General features: G+C 67.6%; 19 protein-coding genes. 8 read left to right on the top strand and 11 right to left on the bottom strand.

Annotated features, from left to right (window positions below; genetic code table 11):
• Positions 1-45: 45 nt before the first annotated feature.
• Complete coding sequence (locus tag VQ042_RS15425; protein WP_331820841.1) at positions 46-270, bottom strand: ribosome modulation factor; 225 nt, start codon at positions 268-270, stop codon at positions 46-48.
• A gap of 113 nt (positions 271-383) precedes the next feature.
• A complete protein-coding gene (locus tag VQ042_RS15430; protein ID WP_331820843.1) occupies positions 384-1433 on the bottom strand; it encodes a threonine aldolase family protein in 1050 nt (349 codons plus the stop codon).
• A gap of 538 nt (positions 1434-1971) precedes the next feature.
• Here VQ042_RS15430 and gltB point away from each other — a divergent pair.
• The 4 genes from gltB (at position 1972) to VQ042_RS15450 (ending at position 8922) form a co-directional block, all read left to right on the top strand.
• A complete protein-coding gene (gltB, locus tag VQ042_RS15435; RefSeq protein WP_442880097.1) occupies positions 1972-6684 on the top strand; it encodes a glutamate synthase large subunit in 4713 nt (1570 codons plus the stop codon).
• A 94-nt stretch (positions 6685-6778) separates the two neighbouring features.
• Positions 6779-7033 (top strand): antitoxin, encoded by a 255-nt coding sequence (locus VQ042_RS15440; RefSeq protein WP_331820847.1) that lies wholly within the window; start codon positions 6779-6781, stop codon positions 7031-7033.
• Positions 7034-7042: 9 nt separating this feature from the next.
• The gene (locus VQ042_RS15445) at positions 7043-7444 is read left to right on the top strand and encodes a PIN domain-containing protein (RefSeq protein WP_331820849.1); all 402 of its coding nucleotides are present in this window, start codon (positions 7043-7045) and stop codon (positions 7442-7444) included.
• Between the two features lie 23 nt (positions 7445-7467).
• A complete protein-coding gene (locus tag VQ042_RS15450) occupies positions 7468-8922 on the top strand; it encodes a glutamate synthase subunit beta (protein ID WP_331820851.1) in 1455 nt (484 codons plus the stop codon).
• A gap of 274 nt (positions 8923-9196) precedes the next feature.
• Here VQ042_RS15450 and VQ042_RS15455 read toward each other — a convergent pair whose 3' ends face one another.
• Together VQ042_RS15455 and VQ042_RS15460 are read right to left on the bottom strand one after the other, a co-directional pair.
• A complete protein-coding gene (locus tag VQ042_RS15455; RefSeq protein ID WP_331820853.1) occupies positions 9197-10600 on the bottom strand; it encodes an SGNH/GDSL hydrolase family protein in 1404 nt (467 codons plus the stop codon).
• A gap of 35 nt (positions 10601-10635) precedes the next feature.
• Positions 10636-11865, bottom strand: coding sequence for a lytic murein transglycosylase (locus VQ042_RS15460; RefSeq protein WP_331820855.1), 1230 nt, complete (start codon positions 11863-11865; stop codon positions 10636-10638).
• 239 nt (positions 11866-12104) lie between these two features.
• Between VQ042_RS15460 and galU the strand changes: the two genes are divergently transcribed.
• Positions 12105-13010, top strand: a complete 906-nt coding sequence (gene galU / locus VQ042_RS15465; RefSeq protein WP_331820877.1) for a UTP--glucose-1-phosphate uridylyltransferase GalU — start codon at positions 12105-12107, stop codon at positions 13008-13010.
• A gap of 89 nt (positions 13011-13099) precedes the next feature.
• On the opposite strand, the gene VQ042_RS15470 is transcribed toward galU, so the two are convergent.
• On the bottom strand, positions 13100-14926 hold the full coding sequence (locus tag VQ042_RS15470; RefSeq protein ID WP_331820857.1) for an outer membrane beta-barrel protein: 1827 nt from the start codon (positions 14924-14926) through the stop codon (positions 13100-13102).
• Positions 14927-15129: 203 nt separating this feature from the next.
• Here VQ042_RS15470 and VQ042_RS15475 point away from each other — a divergent pair, with 203 nt between their 5' ends.
• On the top strand, positions 15130-16113 hold the full coding sequence (locus VQ042_RS15475) for a KpsF/GutQ family sugar-phosphate isomerase (protein ID WP_331820859.1): 984 nt from the start codon (positions 15130-15132) through the stop codon (positions 16111-16113).
• On the opposite strand, the gene VQ042_RS15480 is transcribed toward VQ042_RS15475, so the two are convergent.
• Together VQ042_RS15480 and VQ042_RS15485 are read right to left on the bottom strand one after the other, a co-directional pair.
• Positions 16114-16557, bottom strand: a complete 444-nt coding sequence (locus VQ042_RS15480) for an NfeD family protein (protein ID WP_331820861.1) — start codon at positions 16555-16557, stop codon at positions 16114-16116.
• Between the two features lie 5 nt (positions 16558-16562).
• The gene (locus tag VQ042_RS15485; RefSeq protein WP_331820863.1) at positions 16563-17591 is read right to left on the bottom strand and encodes an SPFH domain-containing protein; all 1029 of its coding nucleotides are present in this window, start codon (positions 17589-17591) and stop codon (positions 16563-16565) included.
• A 261-nt stretch (positions 17592-17852) separates the two neighbouring features.
• Here VQ042_RS15485 and VQ042_RS15490 point away from each other — a divergent pair, with 261 nt between their 5' ends.
• Complete coding sequence (locus VQ042_RS15490; protein WP_331820865.1) at positions 17853-18251, top strand: response regulator; 399 nt, start codon at positions 17853-17855, stop codon at positions 18249-18251.
• Between the two features lie 83 nt (positions 18252-18334).
• Here VQ042_RS15490 and hemH read toward each other — a convergent pair whose 3' ends face one another.
• The 4 genes from hemH to VQ042_RS15510 form a co-directional block, all read right to left on the bottom strand.
• Complete coding sequence (gene hemH, locus VQ042_RS15495) at positions 18335-19396, bottom strand: ferrochelatase (protein ID WP_331820867.1); 1062 nt, start codon at positions 19394-19396, stop codon at positions 18335-18337.
• 157 nt (positions 19397-19553) lie between these two features.
• Entirely contained in the window at positions 19554-19928 is a 375-nt protein-coding gene (locus tag VQ042_RS15500) for a hypothetical protein (protein WP_331820869.1), read from the bottom strand.
• A 162-nt stretch (positions 19929-20090) separates the two neighbouring features.
• Complete coding sequence (locus VQ042_RS15505; RefSeq protein WP_331820871.1) at positions 20091-20537, bottom strand: nuclear transport factor 2 family protein; 447 nt, start codon at positions 20535-20537, stop codon at positions 20091-20093.
• Positions 20538-20966: 429 nt separating this feature from the next.
• Complete coding sequence (locus tag VQ042_RS15510) at positions 20967-22412, bottom strand: homospermidine synthase (RefSeq protein ID WP_331820873.1); 1446 nt, start codon at positions 22410-22412, stop codon at positions 20967-20969.
• 202 nt (positions 22413-22614) lie between these two features.
• Between VQ042_RS15510 and VQ042_RS15515 the strand changes: the two genes are divergently transcribed.
• Positions 22615-23604 carry a small ribosomal subunit Rsm22 family protein gene (locus VQ042_RS15515; protein WP_331820875.1) on the top strand — a complete coding sequence of 330 codons (990 nt, stop codon included), beginning with the start codon at positions 22615-22617 and terminating at the stop codon, positions 23602-23604.
• The last annotated feature ends 197 nt before the right edge of the window (positions 23605-23801 follow it).

Below are 23801 nucleotides of genomic sequence, written 5' to 3' on the forward strand. Positions count from 1 at the left end.
GGCCGGGGCCGTCGCGTGGGCTGGATCAGCCGTGACTGCGCCGCGTCAGGATTCGTGCGGCGCGTTGTGGCGGTCGAGATTGGTCGCGATGCGGGCGTCACGCATCAGCCCGGCATGCTGGCCGGCCCCCGTGGGCGCGGCGTTGCGGGCCTTGGTCCAGCCCTCCATCCACGCAGCGCGCAGGGAGGAGCCGGCCGGATATTCGCAGGACGACATCGGGAAATTGTTGCGGAAAGCGAGTTCGCCCTGGTGAAACGCGTCTGTGGACATGACGTTCTCCTCTGGCTGTGAACCTACGCTACGGGAATCCCGCCCGCGGTCAACCGTTCCGAAGAATTTCGGCCGTTCGGAAGAAATCCGTTCGCTCGATCGTCCGCCGCCGGTCAGGCCAGCAATTCGCAGAAGCGGTCGACCTCGTCGAGGGTGGTGGACCAGCTGGTGACCAGGCGGACCAGGTGTTCGTTCTCGCCGACGATGTCGTGGAAGCCGTGGGGCGGGTTCCAGTCGTAGAAGACCGCGCCCCTTGCGCGCAGGGCCTCCGCCCGGTCGGCCTTGAGGATGGCGAAGGTCTCGTTGGTGTGCGTCGCCCACGCCTGGCGGGCCTGGTTGCTGGCGTCGAGCCCGGCGCGCAGGCGGTCGGCCATGCGGTTGGCATGGCCGCCGAGCTCCAGCCACAGACCGTCTTCCAGATAGGCCATGAACTGGGCCGCCACGAAGCGGGTCTTGGAGAAGAGCTGGGCGCCGCGCTTGCGGATATAGGGGAACTGGCTGGCCTTGGCGGGATCGAAGAAGACCACGGCCTCGGCACACCAGCAGCCGTTCTTGGTGGCGCCGAAGGACAGGATGTCGACGCCGCGCTTCCAGGTCATCTCGGCTGGGGTCAGTCCGGTGGCGGCCAGGCCGTTGGCAAAACGCGCGCCGTCCATGTGCAGGGCGAGATTGCGGCCGTGGGCAATCTTGGCGATCGTCTCGATCTCGTCCGCGGTGTACAGCGTGCCGGCCTCGCCGGGCTGGCTGATCGACACGGCCATGGGCTGGCCGGCATGGACGAAGTCCGGCTTGAAGCGGGCGATCTCGCGGGTGAGATTGGCGGGATCGATCTTGCCGTCGGCGCCGTCGATCGGCGCCATGCGGGCGCCATGGGTGAAGAATTCCGGCGCGCCGCACTCGTCCTCGATGACGTGGGCCTCGCGGTGGCACAGCACGACGCCGCCCGGCCGGTTGACCGCGGCGAAGGCGAGGGAGTTGGCGGCGGTGCCGGTGCCCACGAAGAACACGGCGACCTCGCGCTCGAACAGCTCGTCGAAGCGGGCTTCGACCCGCTTGTCGAGGTCGCTGGCGCCATAGGCGGCGGCCATGCCCCCGCCATGGGCGGTGAGTGCTGCGTTGATCGCCGGATGGGCGCCGGACCAGTTGTCGGATGCAAAAATCATGGCGCGGGCATTATAATGCGGCGCAGCCAAGGGCAAGCGGATCGGCGCGCATCTCGTATGCGCGGCGGGCATGGGCCGGGACACTCCCGGTACGGGCGGCCGGCCCAGTGCGACTGGCCGGAACGGGTGCGACGCGGCGGCCGGAAGGCGTGCTGGCGCCGCGCGCGAAGCCCGATACGTCAGGTGGCCTTGTGACGGGCCGGGCATTCTGTCATATTACCGCCGATAGGACAGTGATGCTGCCATAAATCGACTGAGATAAAGCCGATTTGGTTCGGCGGCGCGCGGAAAAGACGCGCCCGGGTTCTATCCTGACGCCAGCGGCCATGCGAAAAGCCGGCGGAAACGAGACATTGTCGCTCGGGTTCGGCGCGAACGCCCAGGGGATCTTCCCCGAGGCGGACTGCGCGGGGCCGGGGCCAAGGTCGCGCCTGAAACGGACGCGACGGGATGCGCGGCCGGCCATGGCGGCGCGACGACGGGAGACGACGCGATGACGAAGCTGACGCCATCCAACGCCGGGACGTTCGAGACCGCGATCTCGAGCGATGCCATCGTTGCGACCCAGGGCGCCGCGAGCGAGGCGACCACGACCGCCCCGGTCCAGCCGCGCCGGATGCCCGACGCGATCGGCCTGTATGATCCGCGCAACGAGCACGATGCCTGCGGCGTCGGCTTCATCGCGCACATGAAGAACCAGAAGTCCCACTCGATCGTCGAGAAGGGGCTGCAGATCCTGCAGAACCTGACCCATCGCGGCGCCGTCGGCGCCGACCCGCTGATGGGCGACGGCGCCGGCATGCTGGTGCAGATTCCGGACCGGCTGTTCCGCGAGGAGATGGCGGCCCAGGGCGTGAGCCTGCCGGCGGCGGGCCAGTACGGCGTCGGCCATGTCTTCATGCCGCAGGACGCCGAAAAGCGGCGCCACATCGAGGCGGTGTTCGAGGAGGTCGTGCGCGAGGAGGGCCAGACAATCCTCGGCTGGCGCGACGTGCCGGTGAGCAACGAGCAGCTGTCGAAGGCGCCGGAGATCGTGGCGACCGAGCCGGTGCACCGGCAGGTCTTCATCGGCCGGGCGCCGGCGCTGACCAGCGACGACGATTTCGAGCGCCGGCTGTTCATCCTGCGCAAGGCGGTGTCGAACCGCGTCCATCTGGAGACCGAGGGCCGCGACATCGGCTTCTATGTCGTGTCGCTGTCGGCCCGCACCATCGTCTACAAGGGCATGTTCCTGGCCTATCAGCTGGGCGCCTATTACGCCGACCTGACCGATCCGCGATTCGAGAGCGCGCTGGCCCTCGTGCACCAGCGCTTCTCGACCAACACGTTTCCGTCGTGGAAGCTCGCCCATCCCTACCGGATGGTCGCCCATAACGGCGAGATCAACACGCTGCGCGGCAACGTCAACTGGATGGCCGCGCGCCAGGCCTCGGTCGATTCGGAGCTGTTCGGCAACGACATCTCCAAGCTGTGGCCGATCTCCTACGAGGGCCAGTCAGACACGGCCTGCTTCGACAATGCGCTCGAATTCCTGACCGAGGGCGGCTATCCGCTGACCCACGCCATGATGATGCTGATTCCGGAAGCCTGGGCCGGCAACAAGCAGATGCCGCCCCAGACCAAGGCCTTCTACGAATATCACGCCGCGCTGATGGAGCCGTGGGACGGCCCGGCCGCCGTCGCCTTCACCGACGGCCGCCAGATCGGCGCGACGCTGGACCGCAACGGCCTGCGTCCGGCCCGCTACATCGTGACCGACGACGACCTGGTGATCATGGCGTCGGAAGCCGGCACGCTGGAGGTCGACGAGGCCCGCATCGTCAAGAAGTGGCGGCTGCAGCCCGGCCGCATGCTGCTGATCGACCTGGAGAAGGGCGGCATCGTCTCGGACGAGGACATCAAGCGCGAGATGGCCTCGGCCAACCCCTATGGCGACTGGCTGAAGAACACCCAGATCATCCTGGAGAACCTCAAGCCGGTGGCACCGCGCGCCTCGCGCTCGGACGTCTCGCTGCTCGATCGCGAGCAGGCCTTCGGCTACACGCTGGAGGACACCCGCACGCTGATGGCGCCGATGGCCACCACCGGGCAGGAAGCCATCGGCTCGATGGGCACCGACACCCCGATCTCGGCCATGTCGTCCCAGTCGAAGCTGCTCTACACCTATTTCAAGCAGAACTTCGCCCAGGTCACCAACCCGCCGATCGACCCGATCCGCGAGGAGCTGGTGATGAGCCTCGTCTCCTTCATCGGGCCGCGGCCGAACATCTTCGATCTCGAAGGCTCCTCGCGCCGCAAGCGGCTGGAGGTGCGCCAGCCGATCCTGACCAATGGCGACCTGGAGAAGATCCGCAACATCGGCCACACCGAGGACCGGTTCGACACCAAGACGATCGACATGACCTATGCGGCGGAAGCCGGCGCGGCGGGCATGGCGGGCGCGGTGGAGCGCCTGTGCGAGCGCGCCGAGGCGGCGGTCGCCGGCGGCTACAACATCATCATCCTGTCGGATCGGCAGGTCGGGCCGGACCGCATCCCGATCCCGGCGCTGCTGGGCTGCGCGGCCGTGCATCACCATCTGATCCGCAAGGGGCTGCGCACCGCGGCCGGCCTGGTGGTGGAATCGGGCGAGCCGCGCGAGGTGCATCACTTCGCCTGCCTGGCCGGCTACGGCGCCGAGGCGATCAACCCGTACCTGGCCTTCGACACGCTGCTCGACATGCACCGGCGCAAGGAATTCCCGCCGGAGGTCGACGCCAACGAGGTGGTGACCCGCTACATCAAGTCGGTCGGCAAGGGACTGCTGAAGGTGATGTCCAAGATGGGCATCTCGACCTACCAGTCCTATTGTGGCGCGCAGATCTTCGACGCGGTCGGCCTGCAGTCGGAATTCGTCGAGCGCTATTTCACCGGCACGGCGACGACCATCGAGGGCGTTGGCCTGGAAGAGGTGGCGCGCGAGACGGCCGAGCGCCACGCCCGGGCCTTCTCCGACGATCCGATCCTGCAGCGCTCGCTCGATATCGGCGGCGAATATGTTTACCGCATGCGCGGCGAGACCCACATGTGGTCGCCGGACGCGGTGGCGACGCTGCAGCACGCGGTGCGCACCGATTCCTGGGACAAGTACCAGGACTACGCCAAGATGGTGAACGAGGCGGCGGTCGAGAGCTCGACCATACGCGGCCTGTTCCACATCAAGATGGCCGAGGAGGCCGGCCGCCAGCCGGTGCCGCTGGACGAGGTCGAATCGGCCAAGGACATCGTCAAGCGCTTCTGCACCGGCGCCATGTCCTTCGGCTCGATCTCGCGCGAGGCGCACACGACGCTGGCGCGGGCGATGAACCGGATCGGCGGCAAGTCGAACACCGGCGAGGGCGGCGAGGAATCGGACCGTTTCCTGCCGCTGCGCGACGGCTCGGCCAATCCCGAGCGCTCGGCGATCAAGCAGATCGCCTCGGGCCGCTTCGGCGTGACGACGGAATATCTCGTCAATGCCGACATGCTGCAGATCAAGGTCGCCCAGGGCGCCAAGCCCGGCGAGGGCGGGCAGCTGCCGGGCCACAAGGTCGACGCGACCATCGCCAAGACCCGGCATTCGACGCCGGGCGTCGGCCTGATCTCGCCGCCGCCGCATCACGACATCTATTCGATCGAGGATCTGGCCCAGCTGATCTACGACCTGAAGAACGTCAATCCGGCGGCCGACATCTCGGTCAAGCTGGTGTCGGAAGTGGGCGTGGGCACGGTCGCGGCGGGCGTCGCCAAGGCGCGCGCCGACCACATCATCGTCTCGGGCTATGACGGCGGCACCGGCGCCTCGCCGATGACCTCGATCAAGCATGCCGGCAGCCCGTGGGAGATGGGCCTGGCCGAGACCCAGCAGACGCTGGTGATGAACGGGCTTCGTTCGAGAGTCTGCCTGCAGGTGGACGGGGGCCTGCGAACCGGCCGCGACGTGATCGTCGGCGCGCTGCTGGGAGCCGACGAGTTCGGCTTTTCGACCGCGCCGCTGATCGCCGCCGGCTGCATCATGATGCGCAAGTGCCACCTGAACACCTGCCCGGTCGGCGTCGCCACCCAGGACCCGGTGCTGCGCAAGCGCTTCAAGGGCACGCCGGAGCACGTCATCAACTACTTCTTCTATGTCGCGGAAGAGGTGCGGATGATCATGGCCGAGATGGGCGTGCGCACCATGGCCGAACTGGTTGGTCAGTCGCAGCTGCTCGAGAAGAAGCCGATGATCGAGCACTGGAAGGCCCGCGGGCTCGACTTCTCCAAGGTGTTCTACAAGCCGGCGGCGCCGGCCGACGAGGTGCGCTGGACGAAGCTGCAGGAGCATCCGATCGTCGACATCCTCGATCGCCGGCTGATCGCGCAGGCCGAGCCGGCGCTGGAAGCGCGCCAGCCGGTCACCATCGAGACGGCGATCTCCAATGTCGACCGCTCGACCGGCGCGATGCTGTCGGGCGAGGTGGCCAAGCGCTACGGCCTGAAGGGGCTGCGCGACGACACCATCACGGTGAAGCTGACCGGCACGGCCGGCCAGAGCTTCGGCGCCTTCCTGGCGCGCGGCGTCACCTTCGAGCTGACCGGCGACGGCAACGACTATGTCGGCAAGGGCCTGTCGGGGGGGCGCATCGTGGTACGGCCGCGCGAGGAGACCCGCATCGTGCCGGAGGAGTCGATCATCGTCGGCAACACGGTGCTCTACGGGGCGATCTCGGGCGAGTGCTATTTCCGCGGCATGGCCGGCGAGCGCTTCGCCGTGCGCAATTCGGGCGCCGTGGCGGTGGTCGAGGGCGTCGGCGACCATGGCTGCGAGTACATGACCGGCGGTGTCGTCGTCATACTGGGCCAGACCGGACGCAACTTCGCCGCCGGCATGTCGGGCGGCGTCGCCTATGTCTATGACGCGGTCGGCGACTTCGCCGAACGCTGCAACATGGCCATGGTCGACCTGGAGCCGGTGCCGGAGGAAGACGACATCATGGAGAAGCTGCACCACCATGGCGGCGATCTCCAGTACAAGGGCCGGGTCGACCTGTCCTCGGACATGACCAGCCACGACGGCGAGCGGCTGTTCCAGCTGATCTCCAACCATCACCACTATACCGGCTCGCGCCGGGCGGCGGAGATGCTGGAGAACTGGGAGGAGCACCGTCCGAAATTCGTCAAGGTCATGCCGGTCGAGTACCGCCGCGCGCTGCAGGAAATGGAGCGCATGCGCCTCGGTGTGGCGGCTGAGTGAGCCGCGCGCGAAACCAACCGCCCCGCGCCTCGGGATCGTCTCCCGAGGGGCAACGGGGGGCGGTGCAGGGGCGACAGGACAGGGAGGTGTCGTGATGGCGACGGAACGGACAGCGGAGAAGGAAGTCAGCGTCTTGCGGGACGGACGCAGCCAGGCGATCCGGATCCCCGAGGAATTCGAGATCGCGTCGGATCGCGTGATGGTGTCCCGGCAGCCTAACGGGTCGCTGCTACTTCGCCCGTCCGCGCCTCGGATGTCGCTCGTCGAGGCGCTGGACTGGCTGAAGGAGCAGGGCCCGCTGGAAGACTTTCCGGGCGATCCGGGCCGCCGGACTGCTCGATCTGGATGACTTCAAGCTTTGACGCGGTTTCTGCTGGATACGAACATCATCTCCGATGTGTTCCGCAATCCGGCGGGCCGGGTTGATAAAGCACTGCGGGAGCGTCAGAACGCCGAGATAGGGACTAGCCTGATCGTCATCGGAGAGATTCTGTACGGGCTGAAGAAGAACCAGAACGTGCGCGGTCTGCAGCGGTTTGACGTGTTCACCCGGTCGATATCGGTATGGCCACTGGAACCGCCCGTCGAGACGATCTACGGCGAAGTGAGGCATATCTGTGAGAGCATCGGGAGGAGCGTGGGCCCGAACGATCTGTGGATCGCGGCGCACGCCATCGCTCTCGACGCCCCCCTGGTCACGGACGACAGAGCCTTCGAGCACATCTCGGCTCTGACTGTTGAAAATTGGTTGCGCGCCTAGGCGCCCGAAGAGTTGAGAAGAATATGGGTAAGGTCACCGGATTTCTCGAGATCGATCGGCAGACGCAGAAATATCAGCCGGCGTCCGATCGAATCCGCCATTTTCGCGAGTTCACCCTGCCGATGTCCGACGCGGAGGTCGGCAAGCAGGCGGCGCGCTGCATGGATTGCGGCATCCCCTACTGCCACGGTCCGACGGGCTGCCCGGTGCACAACCAGATCCCCGACTGGAACGACCTGGTCTATGCCGGCGACTGGGAGACGGCCGCCCGCAACCTGCACTCGACCAACAATTTTCCCGAGTTCACCGGCCGCATCTGTCCGGCGCCCTGCGAGGAAGCCTGCACGCTGAACCTGGAAGACACGCCGGTCGCCATCAAGACCGTCGAGCAGGCGATCGCCGACAAGGCCTACAAGCTGGGCCTGATCCGGCCGCAGCCGGCGAAAATCCAGACCGGCAAGACGGTGGCGATCATCGGTTCGGGGCCGGCGGGCCTGGCCGCCGCGCAGCAGCTCGGCCGTGCCGGCCATGCGGTGCATGTTTATGAGCGCGAGTCGCGCCCCGGCGGCCTGCTGCGCTACGGCATCCCCGACTTTAAGATGGAGAAGCACTGGATCGACCGCCGCGTCGAGCAGATGGAAGGCGAGGGGGTGACCTTCCATTGCGGGGTCAATGTGGGCGTCGACAAGACCGTCGAGGAACTGCGCGGGACACATGACGCGGTGCTGTTCTGCGGCGGCTGCGAGCGGCCGCGCGATTCCGGCATTCCCCATGGCGGCCTGTCCGGGGTCTACGACGCCATGCCCTATCTGGTGCAGCAGAACCGGCGCGTCGGCGGCGAGCCGGTCGACAGTGCCGGCTGGCCGAGCGAGGAAATCTGGGCCGGCGGCAAGCATGTCGTCGTGGTCGGCGGCGGCGATACCGCCTCGGACTGTGTCGGCACCGCCTTTCGCCAGGGCGCCGTGAAGGTGACGCAGCTCGACATCCGGCCGCAGCCGCCCAAGACCGAGAACAAGCTGGAAGTCTGGCCGTACTGGGCGACCAAGATGCGCACCTCGTCCAGCCAGGCCGAAGGCGCGATTCGCGAGTTCCAGGTGGCGACGCTGGAGTTCGTGGGCGAGGACGGCGTGCTGACCGGCGTGAAATGCGCCGAGGTCGACGCGGCCCGCAAGCCGATCGCCGGCACGGAATTCGTCATCAAGGCCGATCTCGCCTTCATCGCCATCGGCTTTGCCGGCCCGTCCGAGACCGGCTTCATGGGCGAGGTGGGCGACAGCCTGCGCATCAACACCGACCGCCGCGGCAATGTCTCCATCGCCGCCGACGATCTCGGCTACCTGACCTCGGTCGACAAGCTGTATGTGGCCGGCGATTCCCGGCGCGGCCAGTCGCTGGTGGTCTGGGCCATCCGCGAGGGCCGGCAGGCGGCGCGGGCGATCGATCTCGACCTGATGGGCACCACGACGCTGCCGCGCTGAGGCGCTGAGGCAGCGCGGCGCTGCCGCGTCCGTGTGGGATGATGGTGCGGTAGCCTGTGTTGGCGTAGCGCGACATCTGCCGCCAGGGCCGGACCTCTGCGCGGGGCAAGCCCGAGGATGACGCCCGTGATGGATGGTTTCGCCAGCCGTCGCCGTCGCGACGGCCGGCAATAAGCCCCTGTTCGCCGGTCGCCGTCTGGTGGCGTGGCCCGTTGACGCCGCACGTCGTCGATCCGCGGCATCGTCGCCGCCGAGCAAGACCTCGGCTGCCCGGTCAGCGCTGCGGGGCGGTGCCCGATGCTTCGTCGCCCGAGCGGGACCAGTCCTCGACGATGGCGTCGAGGAGCGAGGGCATCTCCTGCGGCGGCTCGATGCCGTCGCTTTCGCGCAGGCGGCTGAGGTCCACGGACCCGCGAGAGGCGATGGACGGGCCGCCCGGCGTGACGGCTGCGCGCTTCTCGCTCCAGGCAAAATCGTCGGCCCGGCCCTCGATGTTGCCGGTGCTGTTGCCGTTGAGCACGAGCCGGTCGCGGGGCGAGGGCTCCAGCGTGAAGCCCTGCACCGAGCCGCCGCTTCCCAGCAGCCGATCGGCGCCGTCCAGCGACGGGTCGTCGAGCCCCACCGGCGCCGCGGTCACGGCGTTGGCGGCATTGCTGATCGGCGGAAGCTGCATGTTCGGCAACTGCTCGGCACTGAGCGAGAAGGCGGCGCCGGGGGCGACGGAGGGATTGCGCAACAGCCGGGTGATCGCCCGTTCGGCGAAGAAGGCCAGCTTGTCGGCGCCGTCGGAGGTCATGGTGATGCCGTCGGAGCCGCGCAGCTGCACCTTCTGGCCGCTGACGCCGGGGCCGGAATAGACGAAGCCGCCATTGGCGTCGACGAAACCGTCCCACACGTCGACGAACTCGCCGGAGACGCTTGCCACGCCCTTGCGATACAGATCGTTGAGGAAGACCATGTCCTCGCTCATCCGGTCGAACTTGAAGGACGGCACGCCGACCCAGACGAGCGGCACGCCCTTTTCCTTGACCGTGCCGGCGATGGCGGCGATCCGCTTTTCGTACTCGGCGACCCATGCGTCCGAGCGCAGCGACGCGCTGGCGCCGCCGGTGTCGATCTGCTGGCGGTCGTTGGAGCCGACCATCATGACGACAACCGCGGGCTTTTCTTCCTCGATGATCGGACCGAGGCTGGTCCGCCAATTGTAGAAATCCTCGCGCACCAGACCCGACGAGCCGTTTGCGCGCGCCTTGACGACGACGTCGGCATTGTCCTCGTAGACATCGGTCAGGCCCTTGGCGAGGCTGTCGGCCATGAAGTCGCCGACGACGAGGACGGTCTGTGCCGTGTCGTTCTTGTCAGGCGCCGGCGCGGCGGCGGGCGATGCGGCGGCGGCCCGCGAGGGGGCGCTGCGCTTGGGTGCAGCGGAGCGCGAGCGGCGGGTCTGCCGCTTGCGCGGCGCCGCGCGCTTGCGGATGACGCGGCGGGGCGGCGGGGCCGCCTCACGGGCTTGGTTGCCGAACAGCATTTCCAGGACCGTGCGTGGGCGCTCCTGTGCCAAGGCGGCCGATTCCGGCACCAGGGCGGTCACGACGACGGCGAAGGCCGCCAGCGCGGCGACCGTCGCCCTGGCGAGCCAGCCCCGGCGGGGATTGCCGCTGTGTCGTGCTCCCGGCATCGGGTCTCCGTGCATTTCAGTTGCGCCGCGGCAGGTCAGTTGCGCCGCAGGAAGTCCAGCAGCGCCTTCGAGGCATTGCCATCCTGGGCCATGCCGGCCCGACCCTGCAACACCATGATGGCCGATTTCGATCCGTCTCCGATCTTACCATCGATCTTGCCGTCATACAGCCCGCGCGAGGCGAGGTGCTTCTGGAGTTCGTAGCGCTCCTGTGACGACAGCGGCGTGTAGCCCCGCGGCCAGTCGCGCTGCGGACCGCCATAGCCGGCGATGCGGTCGGCGAGGAGACCAACGGCTAGCGCGTAGGTGTCGGCATTGTTGTAGTTCTTCAGGACGAAGAAGTTCTTGGTCATCAGGAAGGCCGGGCCGTCGTCACCGGCAAGCCGCACCAGGTTCGCGCGATCCGACGGATGGGCGAAGCCCGTGCCGCTCGGGCGCTGGAAGCCGAGGCCCTGCCACTGTGCCAGGGTGCGGTTGTCGCGCTCGAGCTTGCCGCGGTACTGGCTCGGGACGTTGACCTCGTAGCCCCAGGTCCTGCCGCTCTGCCAGCCATTCTTGCGCAGGAGATTGGCGGCGGTCGCCAGCGCGTCCGGTACCGACTCCCAGATGTTGGCGTGCCCGTCGCCATCAATGTCCGCGGCGAAGGCCCTGTAGCTGGTCGGGATGAACTGTGTGTGCCCCATGGCGCCCGCCCACGAACTGGTCAGCTTGTTCGGCGCGACATGGCCCGCCTGGACGATCTGCAGTGCGGCGATCAGCTGCTGGCGGGCGAACTTGGCGCGTCGCTTGTCCGCATAGGCGAGCGTCGCCAGCGACCGCGGCAGGCTCTTCATCACGCCTTCGCGGGTGAGGGCCGCGCCGTAATTGGTCTCCACCGACCAGATCGCCAGCAGGACGTGGCGGTCGACGCCGAAGCGCTTCTCGATGCGGTCGAGCCAGCTGGCGTATTTCACCGCCATGGCGCGCCCTTCGGCGATGGCTTCGTCGTTGACGCGGTTGTCGACATAGTCCCAGACCTTGGCCCGGAACTCTGGCTGGTAGGCAGCCTTTTCCAGCACCTCGGGATCGGGCGACGTGACCCCCGCGAAGGCGGCGCGGTAGACGTTGCGATTGATGCCGTTGGAGGCCGCCACGGATTCGAACTCGGCGATCCAGCGCTGGAAGCCGGCATCCGCCGAGGCCGGGGCCGCCGCAAGAAACGACAGCAACAGGGCCAAAAGGACCGAGCCCAGCCAGGTCTGGCCGATTGCGGACGCTCGCTGCATGTGTCTTCTCCTCAGTTGTGATCGCTGCGCAAAGCGGGAGCCTAGAAGCATCTCGTTAAGCGATCGTTCACCAAAGTGGCGGATGGGCAGCCGAATGCCGCACGCGGCGACGGGCGAACTGGCCGGACCGACTTATGCCGCTATTTCAGGGCGAAATGGCGGCGGAGGCCCATCGTCACAAGGTGGTGAGGCCGGACGTGATACAGATCGACAATCTCGTGGATGAGGACGGTTCGAGCATGAAGAAAGTCAGAAAAGCGGTGTTTCCGGTGGCAGGACTGGGTACGCGGTTCCTGCCGGCGACGAAGTCGATCCCCAAGGAGATGCTGACGGTCGTCGACCGGCCGGTGATCCAGTACGTGGTCGACGAGGCGCGCGAGGCAGGCATCGAGCACCTGATCTTCGTGACCGGACGCAACAAGGGCGTCATCGAGGACTATTTCGACATCCAGGTCGAGCTGTCGAACACCCTGGCCGAGCGCGGCAAGTCGGCCGAACTCGATCTTCTCGACCGGCTGCAGCCCAAGCCCGGCACGGCGAGCTTCACCCGCCAGCAGGCCCCGCTGGGCCTGGGACATGCGGTCTGGTGCGCGCGCGACCTCGTCGGCGACGAGCCCTTCGCGCTGCTCCTGCCGGACATGATCATGCAGTCCGAGAGGGGCTGCCTGGCCGAGATGGTCAAGCTGTACGAGGAGACCGGGGGCAACGTCATCTCGGTCGAGGAGTGCGACCCGCAGGAGACCGACAAATACGGGATCGTCGGTCGCGGACAGGACGTGGGCACGGGCTTTCGCCTGGAAGGCATGGTGGAAAAGCCCAAGCCGGCCGACGCGCCGTCGAACTACTACATCTCCGGCCGCTACATCCTGCAGCCGCAGATCTTCGACATCCTGGAAACCCAGGAAAAGGGCGCCGGCAACGAGATCCAGCTGACCGACGGCATGCTCAAGCTCGCCGACCAGCAGGATTTCTACGCCTATCCGTTCCACGGACGGACCTTCGACTGCGGCTCGAAGGAGGGCTTCATCGAGGCCAATGTCGCCTTCGCCCTGTGGCGGCCGGACATCCGCGACAAGGTCATCGGCAACATGGAGCGGCTGATGGACACGGTGAAGCCGAAGCCCGCCACCGAGGCCGCCGAATAGCCTGTCGCCGATCGGACCTTCGCGCCGGCGGATCTGCCCTGAAGGGCGGCCGCCGGCGTTTTTGCGTCCGGATGCTGCGACGGTCGTGCCTAGCGCTGCAGCGTCATGCCGAAGCGGATCGTGTCGGAGCCGTAATCGCCCGTGCTGGTATCGGTATAGAGCTCGCGATGGCTGTAGAGGCCGGTGACGGCGAAGCCGCGATGAAGCCAGTAGGTGAAGCCCGCCTCGCCGACCAGCAGCAGCTCGTCGTCCTCCGGCACGGTGGAATCGGTGTATTCCGCCAGCGCCGTCGCGGTCAGCTCGGTGCGCGTGTTCAGGGCATGGCGCAGGCCAAGCGAGCCTTCATAGGCGACGTCCGTCGAGCGGCCTGAGCTTTCGGGCTCGAAGCGCGTGCGGGCGGCGGCGGTCAGCTCGGTGCCGCGCTGCGGCGACCAGACGAGGCTGGCATCCAGCGTCGGTGCGCTGGTGTCCTCGCCGCGTGCGTCGTCGGGCCGGTTCCAGGCATAGCCAAGGGCGGCTTCGCCGCGCAGCTTCTCGGTGAAGTCGAAGGCGATGCCGCTGCGCAGGGCCGGCAGCAGCGCATCGCGGTCGAAGGCGCCGCCCGCCTCCTGGCCCTCGACATCGAAGATTCGCCGTCCGACGCTACCTTCGAGGAAGGGCGCAATGGCCGGTGAGATCTCGTAGCCGGCCCGCAAGGTCGCGGTGAGGGTGGTGTAGTCCTGGTCGATCGCGCCCACGGGCAGATCGGGATAGACGCTGCGGGCGACGGTGCCGGTGCCGCTGAGCACCAGCCGGCCAAAGCGGCGTTCGAGCTGGCCGGCGAGCGAGCCCTGGAGCCGGTCGGCCTGATCGGTCCCGGTGAGGAAATCGGCGGTGCCGTCGGCGTCCTCGCGGGCGTAGTCGACGGCGCCGCGCAGGGTGGCGGTGGTCATCCGGTCGATGTCGAGGCGCAGGCGCCCGTCGAAGGCGGCGCGGGGGTCTTCCGGCCTGTCGCCGGCGAAGTTGCGGCGATAGGTGAGGCTGCCGTTCAGTTCGGCTTCATGGCGGGACCAGTCCGACAGGAGCCGGGCCGAGATCGTCGTCTCGCTGAACACGCCGGCCTCGCCGTCCGGTTCGTCGTCGAGATTGGTCGAGGCGCCGAGGGTCTGGATCAACTGCGGAAACAGGATGAAGCGGCCGGCGCGCAGACCGAGCGGGGCGAAGGGATCCGCCTCGGCCACGGCGACCGGTGCGCGCCCGGGCAGGATCGCGGTGCGCGTGGTGCGCAGCGGGCTGTCGACCGCCAGAGCTTCGTCGGCGAGGCCGGCGGCGAGCGGCGGATTGCCGGGCGACACGGCCCGGATGCCGGTGGCCGGCCCGGTGGGCAGGGGCCTGGGCGAAAAGGTCGGCTCGCGCGGCACCGGCTCCTGCGCCAGCAGGTTTTCTTCGGTCTCGTCCAGTTCGGGGCGTGGTTGGAAGGCGCGGGCCGGTTCCACCGGGAGGCTGCCGGCGTCGCGGGCGTCGCGGCCTTCCGGTGCGGCGGCGGGGCCGCCGAAGAGGTCGAAATCCCGGGAGGAGGCATCGTCCGGTAAAGGCCCGTCCCGCGGGTCGGGCGGCAATTGCCCGCCGGCCGGCGGGTCGGCACGGGTCACGCCCCGGCGCCCGTCGACGCCGCCCGGATCCTCGCCGAGGCCGGATTCTTCGAGCCGGTCGATGAGGGACGGATCGAGGCGGCCGGCGCTCAGAGGCGTGCTGCGCAGCGCGTCGCGATCAAGCGACCGGGGCTCGACGCCGTCATCGGTGCGCAATTCGGGAAACAGTGGCGACTGGGCGAGGGCGGGGACGGCGATCTGCGGCGCCGACAGCACGAAGCCCGCAACGCCGAGAAGCGCGGCGGCGGCGAGGGTGCGTGCGGATCGGCGGGGGGTCGAAACCATGTCGGCTGGCCTTGCACACTCCTTGCCCGTGCCCGGCAGGCGCTGGTTGCCAAACCGTAAATTTTTCTGGTTAAGAACTGGTTGACATTTGCGACGGTGACCGGAACTCCGGAGACAAGGCCTTGTTTTGGCCGGAACGAACTGGTCATTGGTTCGTCATCCTGAAACCGAACAGTGATTCCCGCGCCGTGATCGCCAGCCCCATGCCCCAGTCCGTCGCTCCGAGTGCCGGTTCGCAGTCTGCAGTCCGTACCGTCACCACCGAGGCGGAGGGCCTGCGCGCCCTGGCTGCGCTGCTGGAAACCGACATGGCCGAGCCGTTCGAGCGGGTGCTCGACCTGATCTCCCGCGTGACCGGGCGGCTGATCATCACCGGCGTCGGCAAGAGCGGCCATATCGGCGCGAAGATCGCCGCGACCTTCGCCTCGACCGGAACGCAGGCCTTCTTCGTGCATCCGTCCGAAGCCAATCACGGCGATCTCGGCATGATTGGCCGGGACGACGCGATCCTGGCCATGTCATGGTCCGGCGAGACGACCGAGCTGAAGGGCATCGTCGCCTATTCGCGGCGCTTCAAGCTGCCGCTGATCGCGATGACCGCGCGCGCGGACTCGACGCTGGCCCGCGAGGCGGACGTGGCGCTGGTGCTGCCGCGGGTGGCCGAAGCCTGTCCGCACGGCCTTGCCCCGACCTCCTCGACGACGATGCAGGCGGCGCTGGGCGACGCGCTGGCGGTGGCGCTGCTGGAGCGGCGCGGCTTCACGCCCGGCGACTTCCACGTCTTCCATCCGGGCGGCCAGCTGGGCGCGAGCCTCGTCCATGTCGGCGACCTGATGCATGTCGGCGAGGCGATGCCGCTGGTGGCGTCGGGCACGACCATGGCCGAGGCGATCATCGTGATGTCGCGCAAGAGCTTCGGCTGCGCCGCCGTGGTCGATGCGAGCGGCTGCCTGATCGGCATCGTTACCGACGGCGACCTGCGCCGCCATCTGGGGCCGGATCTCCTGGCCGAGACGGTCGACACGGTGATGACCGCCAACCCCAAGACGATCACGCCGGAGACGCTGGCGGCCAAGGCGTTGGAGATGGTCAATTCCTCCAACATCACGGCCCTGATGGTGGTGCGCGACCGCCGCCCGGTCGGCATCGTCCACATGCACGATCTCCTGCGGATCGGCGTCGCCTGATCAGGCGGCTTCCACGACCAGCATCGAGCCATCCGCGCCGACGATCCGTACATGGGTCGCGACCGGCAGGTCCGGCCCGGTGACGGTCCACCAGCCATCCTCGATGGCCACCCGGCCGCGGCCGTCCACTATTGCTTCCGTCAGCACGGCCTGACGGCCGATCAGCCGCGCCGTGCGCCGGTTCAGCTGGTCGGCGTCGCCGACTTCACTCTTGGAGCCATACCAGCGACGCCCGAGGAGCGCCGCGGCGGCCGACAGGATGACGAAGGCGATGATCTGCTGCTGCCAGCCGAACCAGCCGGTGCCCAGGACGAAGACGTTCATCCCGACGATCAGCGCGGCGATGCCGAAGAACACCAGGAAGACGCCGGGCAGGGCGAGTTCGAGGGCCAGGAGCACGAGGCCGAGAATCCACCAGCCATAATCGATCAGAAACTCGGGCATGCCGCTCAGACCTCGCTGCCGCCATAGGGTGTCTGGGGCACGCGCGACCGTGTCGTCTTCGGCGCCGGCGGGCCGGCCTGGGGCCGCGCGCCGGCCGTGGCCTCGTCGCCGAAGGTCGCGCGCGCGATCTCGCCGATGCCGGCGATGGAGCCCATCAGGGACGACGCCTCCAGCGGCATCAGGACGACGCGCTGGTTGGGCGCGGAGGCGATCTTGGCCAGTGCCTCGGTGTATTTCTGCGCCACGAAATAATTGATCGCCTGGACGTCGCCGGCGGCGATCGCCTCGGAGACGAGGCGGGTGGCGGTGGCTTCGGCCTCGGCCAGGCGCTCGCGGCCCTCGGCCTCGCGATAGGCGGCGTCGCGCCGGCCCTCGGCCTGCAGGATCTGCGACTGCTTCTCGCCCTCGGCGCGCAGGATCGCGGCATTGCGCGAGCCTTCCGCCTCAAGGATCTCGGCGCGCTTCTCGCGCTCGGCCATCATCTGCCGGGCCATGGAATCGACGAGGTTCTTCGGCGGATTGATGTCCTTGATCTCGATGCGGGTGATCTTGATGCCCCAGCTGCTGGCCGCCTGGTCGACGACGCGCAGGATCTTCTCCGAGATGGCGTCGCGGTTGGACAGGAGATCGTCGAGATCCATGGAGCCCATGACCGAGCGCAGATTGGTCATCACGAGATTGAGGATGGCGTTTTCGAGCCCCGACACCTCGTACGCCGCCGCTGCCGCGTCCAGCACCTGGTAGAAGGCGACGCCGTCGGCGGCGACCGAGGCGTTGTCGCGGGTGATCACCTCCTGGGTCGGCACGTCCAGTACCTGCTCCATCATGTTGAGCTTGCGGCCGACACGCTCGATGAAGGGCACGATGATGTTGAGGCCGGGGGTGAGGGTGCGGGTGTAGCGGCCGAAATTCTCGACGGTGTAGTTGTAGCCCTGCGGCACGATCTTGATCGTCGACAGGAGGACGAGCACCGCCACGAACAGGACGACGAGGACAAGGATGCCCGTTCCCGACAGGAAATCGCCTGGGATCATGAAAACCTCCTCGGCCGAGACCGGCCCGCATCGTGCAGAGCCGCGTCGGGCGATGGGGGCATATCAGGGGAGACGGGCGCCGAACGCAAGGCGTGTGTGGCATGGCGATTGCGCACAGGGTTCTGCCGGCGTTGCGACGCCCTCCCGACACCGGCGATGCGGGTTTTCTGTCAGTTCCACCACCTGCCGGATTTATTTCCGATTGAACGGAACCGAACCGGCAGCGTACGCTTCCTTTCAATGTTGACGGAAGGGAACGGCATGGTGCGGGCAAACAGACCACGGGTGCTCATCGTCGAGGACGAGCTCCTGATCGCCCAGGACCTGCAGACCATGCTCGAAGACAATGGCTACGAGGTCGCCGGGATTGCCCGGGATTTCGGCCAGGTCAAAAAGGCGATCCAGAACGGACACGTCGATGTCGCCGTGGTCGACGTCCAACTGCGACGAGGCCCCGATGGCGTGGCCGTAGCGCAGTGGCTGCGCCAGGAATACGACATCCCCTCGCTGTTCGTCAGTGGCCGCATCGGCGATGCCGTCGTGACGCAAGCGCTGGCAGCCCGGCCGATCGGCTTCGTCGACAAACCCTATTCCGAGACCTGGCTGATCGGCCCGCTGCATGCGGCGACCGGAATGCAGAGCGAAGGCCTCAGCATCTGACGCGCCGCGGGTGAGGCGACCGCGCCGCGCCCGACATCGCCACCCTGCGAACGCGGCGACCGTCCGGTGCCGCGCCGTGCCGGTCAGTCGATCCAGCCGCGCAGTTCGCGCCGGACCATCGCCTCGATGACGTCCATGCCGGGGTCGCTGTCGTTGAGGCAGGGGATATGGGCGAATTGCTCGCCGCCGGCCTCGTGGAAGATCTCGCCCGCCTCGCCGGCAATCTCCTCCAGCGTCTCCAGACAATCCGACACGAAGCCGGGATTGAGAACGGCGATTCGCTTGATGCCGTCCTGCGCCAGCTTCTCGACTGTCTTGTCGGTATAGGGCTGCAGCCATTCCTCGGGACCGAAGCGCGACTGGAAGGTGGTCATCAGCCGGCCCTTGGGCCAGCCGAGCCGCTCTTCGAGGAGCCGCGAGGTCTTCTGGCAGTGGCAGTGATAGGGATCGCCCTTGCGGAAATAGCTCTGCGGGATGCCGTGATAGGAGCAGATGACCCGCTCCGGCTCGAAATCGAGGGTGGCGAGATGCGTCTCGATCGAGCGGGCGAGGGCGTCGATGTAGACCGGCTCGTCATGATAGGCGGGCACGGTGCGCACGGCCGGCATCCAGCGCTTGCCCACCATGTGCTCGAAGAACTTGTCGTTGACCGTGGCAGTCGTCGAGGCGGCATATTGCGGATAGAGCGGGTAGACGAGGATGCGCTCGCAGCCCTTTTCCATCAGCGCGTCGGTGCGCTCCGCGATGGACGGCTTGCCGTAGCGCATCGCCCAGTCGACGACGACGGATGTGTCGCCGGCCATGCGCGCGGCGAGCTTCTCGCCCTGGGCACGGGTAAAGGTGCGCAGAGGCGATTCGTTGCGCTCCTTGTTCCAGATCTCGGCATAGGCCGCGCCGGACTTCTTGGGGCGGGTGTTGAGGACGATGCCGTAGAGGATCGGATACCAGGCGGCGCGCGGCCATTCGATGACGCGCTTGTCGGAGAGGAACTCCTTCAGATAGCGCCGCATCGGCTTGAAATCGGTACCATCCGGCGTGCCGAGATTGACCAGAAGAACGCCAACCCTGGGCTGCTTCACGGGCGGATGGCCCTCGGGGAGAGGACCGATCGAACGTTCGGCAATCGTCTTGGTCAGGGCATTCATCGGCAGGTCCTTGCATTGACGGGCGAGCGATCGGCCACTTGCCACGCTTCACGCCGAACGGCGCGGCGGACATGCGGACCAACCTCGTGCAAGGCCATATAGGGGTATTTGCCGGCGGCTGGAACCGCCGGCAAGCGCGTCAGGGTGCGACCGATTTTCAGGCGCGTGACAGGCTGAAGGTCGAGCCGTCCGAGGAGGTGCAGACCATCTGGCCGCCGCCATGGTTGCAATTGGCGGCGATCTGGACGCCGCGCTTGATCGAGGTGAAGTTCAGCTGGATCTGCGAGGAGCCGCTGTTGGTGTAGTTGCCTTCGGCCAGGAGGCCGTTGGTGTCGCGCTCGGCCGAGGTGAAGCGGCCGTTCTGGAAGACTGCCGTATAGGCGATCGGACCTCCATTCGACGCCCAGCGGCCTTCCACGCCCTGCGGGTAGGAGGGCGCCTGCGGCAGGGGCCGCGACATCTGGGCCCGCTCGCTCTGGCAGGCGCCCAGAGCAAGGGCTGCCAGGCAAAGGGTGACGGCAATACGACGCATGATACGACCTCGACTTGAGCGCGGCACTCCGGCGATCGCCGATCCGCTAAGGCGACAATGTTCGCGTGGCGGCGACAACCTACGCCGCGACGCTTCAGACACATGCCAAGCTATCCCAATTTGGCACGGCTGTCATGACGGCGGGGCCGCCTTCGGCAGGGTTCAGGCGCCGCTCTCGCTCTTGCGCAGCGGAATGACCGAATGGATCGACCCGATCGTCTCTATGGAGCGGATCCGCCCGTCCGAGGTGAAGCCGAACCAGTACATGGTCGAGCCGGTGATCAGCGTGCCGGTCTTCTCGTCGCGGCGGGTCCAGTCGCAGCGGCTGGCGGCGTTGTCGTCCTCGCAGACGATGCCGCGCATTTCGTAGGAAATGTAGGTGGTGCGCTTCAGCATCTCGTCGAAGAAGGCACGCGTCTCGTTCTCCCCCTGCAGGCGGAACTCGCCCTCCATGCGGCCGAACCACGGCGAATCGGACATTGCCGCGTTGCTGCGCTGGGACACCATGGCGCCCGGCGCGAAATGCAGCGCGATGGAACCGGCGGTGCCGGCCATCACCGCTTCCATCACTTCCTCGACGATCCTGCGCGTGGCTGCCTTGTCGACCATCAACTGCTCCAAGTGGGAACCGAATCATTCCGGCTACCCGCGTTTCAAAGGGATGACGGAACATCCCCGACCGACAAACCTCGGATAACTATACGAAAAATCAAGCACTCACGGCTTTCGACCCGCTGCAGTGCACAGGAATCTACCCAAGCGATACGACGATGGCGACAATTTCGCGGCAGGGTTGCGCAAACGGGTGCCGAGAAGCGGCTTTGCGTGCATCTCGTGCCACGATCGCGCGATGGGCCGGGTGACGCGGCGACCGCACCCTGGCAGGCGAAGCGGCTGGCGCGGTTGCGGACGTCCGTGACGTCGGTGCGGGGCAGCGCGGGTGCCCTTGGTCCGGCGCGACAGGGCAGAACGGGCTCCGCCGGCAGGAGGCCTGCCGGCGGAGCGTGATGTCGGGCTTTCAGTTCACCGGGACGGCGTTCAGCGCACCAGGATGTTGCGGAACTGCCAGGGATCCTTCTCGTCGAGATCCTCCGGGAAGAGACCCGGACGATCGGTCAGCGGCGTCCAGTCGGTGTAGTAGCCCTTGACCGGTCCGAGGTAGGGCGACTGCACTTCCAGGCAGCGCTTGTAGTCCATCTCGTCGGTCTCCACGATGCCGGCTTCCGGGTTCTCGATGGCCCAGACCATGCCGGCCATGACCGCCGAGGTGACCTGCATGCCGGTGGCGTTCTGATAGGGCGCCAGCTTGCGGGTCTCTTCCAGCGACAGCTGCGAGCCGTACCAATAGGCGTTCTGGTCGTGGCCGTAGAGCAGGACGCCGAGCTCGTCGATGCCGTCGACCAGCTCGTTCTCGTCGAGGACATGGTGGACCGGCTGGAACTTGCCGGCTGCGCCGAACAGCTCGTGCAGCGACAGCACGGCGTCGTTGCAGGGATGATAGGCGTAGTGGCAGGTCGGCCGGTAGGTGACCTCGTCATCCTTGTTGCGGTGGGTGAAGTAGTCGGCGATCGAGATCGCCTCGTTGTGGGTGACGAGGAAGCCGTACTGGGGACCCGGGGTCGGGCACCAGGTCCGCACCCGGGTGTTGCCGCCCGGCTGCTCCAGATAGATTGCAGACTGGTGGCCCTTCTTGTGGGTGCGGGCGTTCTTGGGCATCCACTTCTCGTGGGTTCCCCAGCCCAGTTCCGACGGCTGCACGCCTTCCGACAGGAAGCCTTCCACCGACCAGGTGTTCCAGAACACGTTCATCGGCTTGGGGTTCTTGGTGCGCTGGGTGTCGCGCTCGGCGATGTGGATGCCCTTGACGCCGGACTTCTTCATCAGCCGGGCCCAGCCCTCGCGATCGTCGAAGGCCGGCTCGGTGAACTCGACGCCGACCTTGGTGGCGACATCGACGAGGGCCTGCTTGACGAACCAGGAGACCATGCCCGGATTGGCGCCGCAGCAGGACACGGCGGTGGTGCCGCCGGGGTTCTTGCGCTTCTCCTTGCGGACGGTCTCGCGCAGCGCGTAGTTGGTGCGCTCGGCATTCGACATGCTCTCGTCGAAATAGAAGCCGAGCCACGGCTCGACGACGGTGTCGATGTAGAGGACGCCGAGCTTGCGGCAGAGCTTGATGAGGTCCAGCGAGCCGGTGTCGACCGACAGGTTCACGCAGAAGCCCTGGCCCTCGCCCTCGGTCAGGAGCGGCGTCAGCAGTTCCTCGTAATTCTTGCGCGTCACCGCCTCCTTGATGAAGCGCACGCCGCGCTCGTCGAGGAGACCCTTGTCGGCATCGTTGGGATCGATGACCGTGAAGCGGCTCTTGTCGTAGTCGAAATGGCGTTCGATCAGCGGCAGGGTGCCCTTGCCGATCGAGCCGAAACCGATCATCACCACGGGGCCGGTGATCTTGGCGTGGATCGGATGGTCTGCATTGGCCATGGCGGAGTTCCTTCGGTTCAACTGGGAGCCGGTCAGCGTGACGGGGTGTTCGGGCAAGCCGCTAGAACAGTTCCGTGACAATTGAAAGTGCCGATGGCGCCGCGAGAGCGGACGCCGGCGGGCGAGGCCGGACCTATCGGCGCACGCCTTGTCGGTTTGATGGCACGAACCCGACGGAATTTCTCACAGGCAGGAGGGTCCCATGCAGCTTCCCCCGGTCCTGCGCGCGGCGCTGGCAGATCGCCTCGACGCCCAATCCCTCGACGATCTGCGCGTCGCCGGATCGCGGCTGACCGAGCGCTACCGGGCCGAGACCCGCGACGGACGACAGCACCTGAACGGCGAGGCGGCGGTGCTGGCCTATCTGGCGGCGCGCCTGCCGGCGACCTTTGCCGCTATCCGCGCCAGCCTCGATGCCGTGGCGGAGCGGCGCCCGGAGTTTGCACCGGCAACGCTGCTGGACGTGGGGGCCGGGCCGGGGACGGCGCTGTTTGCCGCCCGCGACGCGTTTCCCGGCCTGGCGCGGGCGACCCTGGTGGAAGCCAGCGCGCCTGCGATGACGGTGGGCGCGGCGCTGACGCGGCGCTGTTTCGCCGGGGACGAGAACGGGGGTGCCGGCCTGGCGATGGACTGGGTGCAGGGGGACGCGGGGGTGGCGCTTGCCGGGCGCCGGCCGGCCGACCTCGTGACGCTGGCCTATGTGCTGGACGAGCTGGCCCCGGCGATGCTGGCGCCGCTGGTGGCGAAGCTGTGGAAGCTGACCGCCGGCATCCTCGTCATCGTCGAACCGGGGACGCCGGCGGGATGGCAACGGATCCTGGCGGCGCGCGGGCACCTGCTGGAGGCGGGCGCGCGGATCGTGGCGCCGTGCCCGCATGCGGCGGCCTGCCCGGTCGTGGCGCCCGACTGGTGTCATTTTGCCGAGCGCGTCGAGCGCTCGCGCACCCATCGCCTGACCAAGAGCGGCACGGTGCCCTACGAGGACGAGAAATTCGCCTATCTGGCGGTCGCCCGGTCACCGGTCGCGCCACCGGAGGGGCGGGTGCTGGCACCGGCCCGCAAGGGCAGCGGCAAGGTGGCGCTCAAGCTGTGCACGGCAGGCGGGACCGTCGCGGAGCGGCTGGTGACGAAGCGCGAGGGCGAGACGTTCCGCACCGCGCGCCGCCTCGACTGGGGCGACGTCCTGGAGTGATGGGGCAGTCGGCAGCAAACACCACCTATCGCGCCTACCGCCGGGCTTGTTCGGGACGGGAAGCAAAAGGCTGCTTTGGGTCGGAGAACGAACCCGCTTCCGCGGGATGGGCGGCGGCTTCGTTGTTGGCGGACTGACGCGAGCGCCTTGCGCTGATTGAGCGTTGCCCGGTGCGGGCGGACGATCCTGGCTCCTTC

Origin of the sequence: Aurantimonas sp. A2-1-M11 (genome assembly GCF_036549475.1) — a bacterium.
Classification (GTDB): domain Bacteria; phylum Pseudomonadota; class Alphaproteobacteria; order Rhizobiales; family Rhizobiaceae; genus Aurantimonas.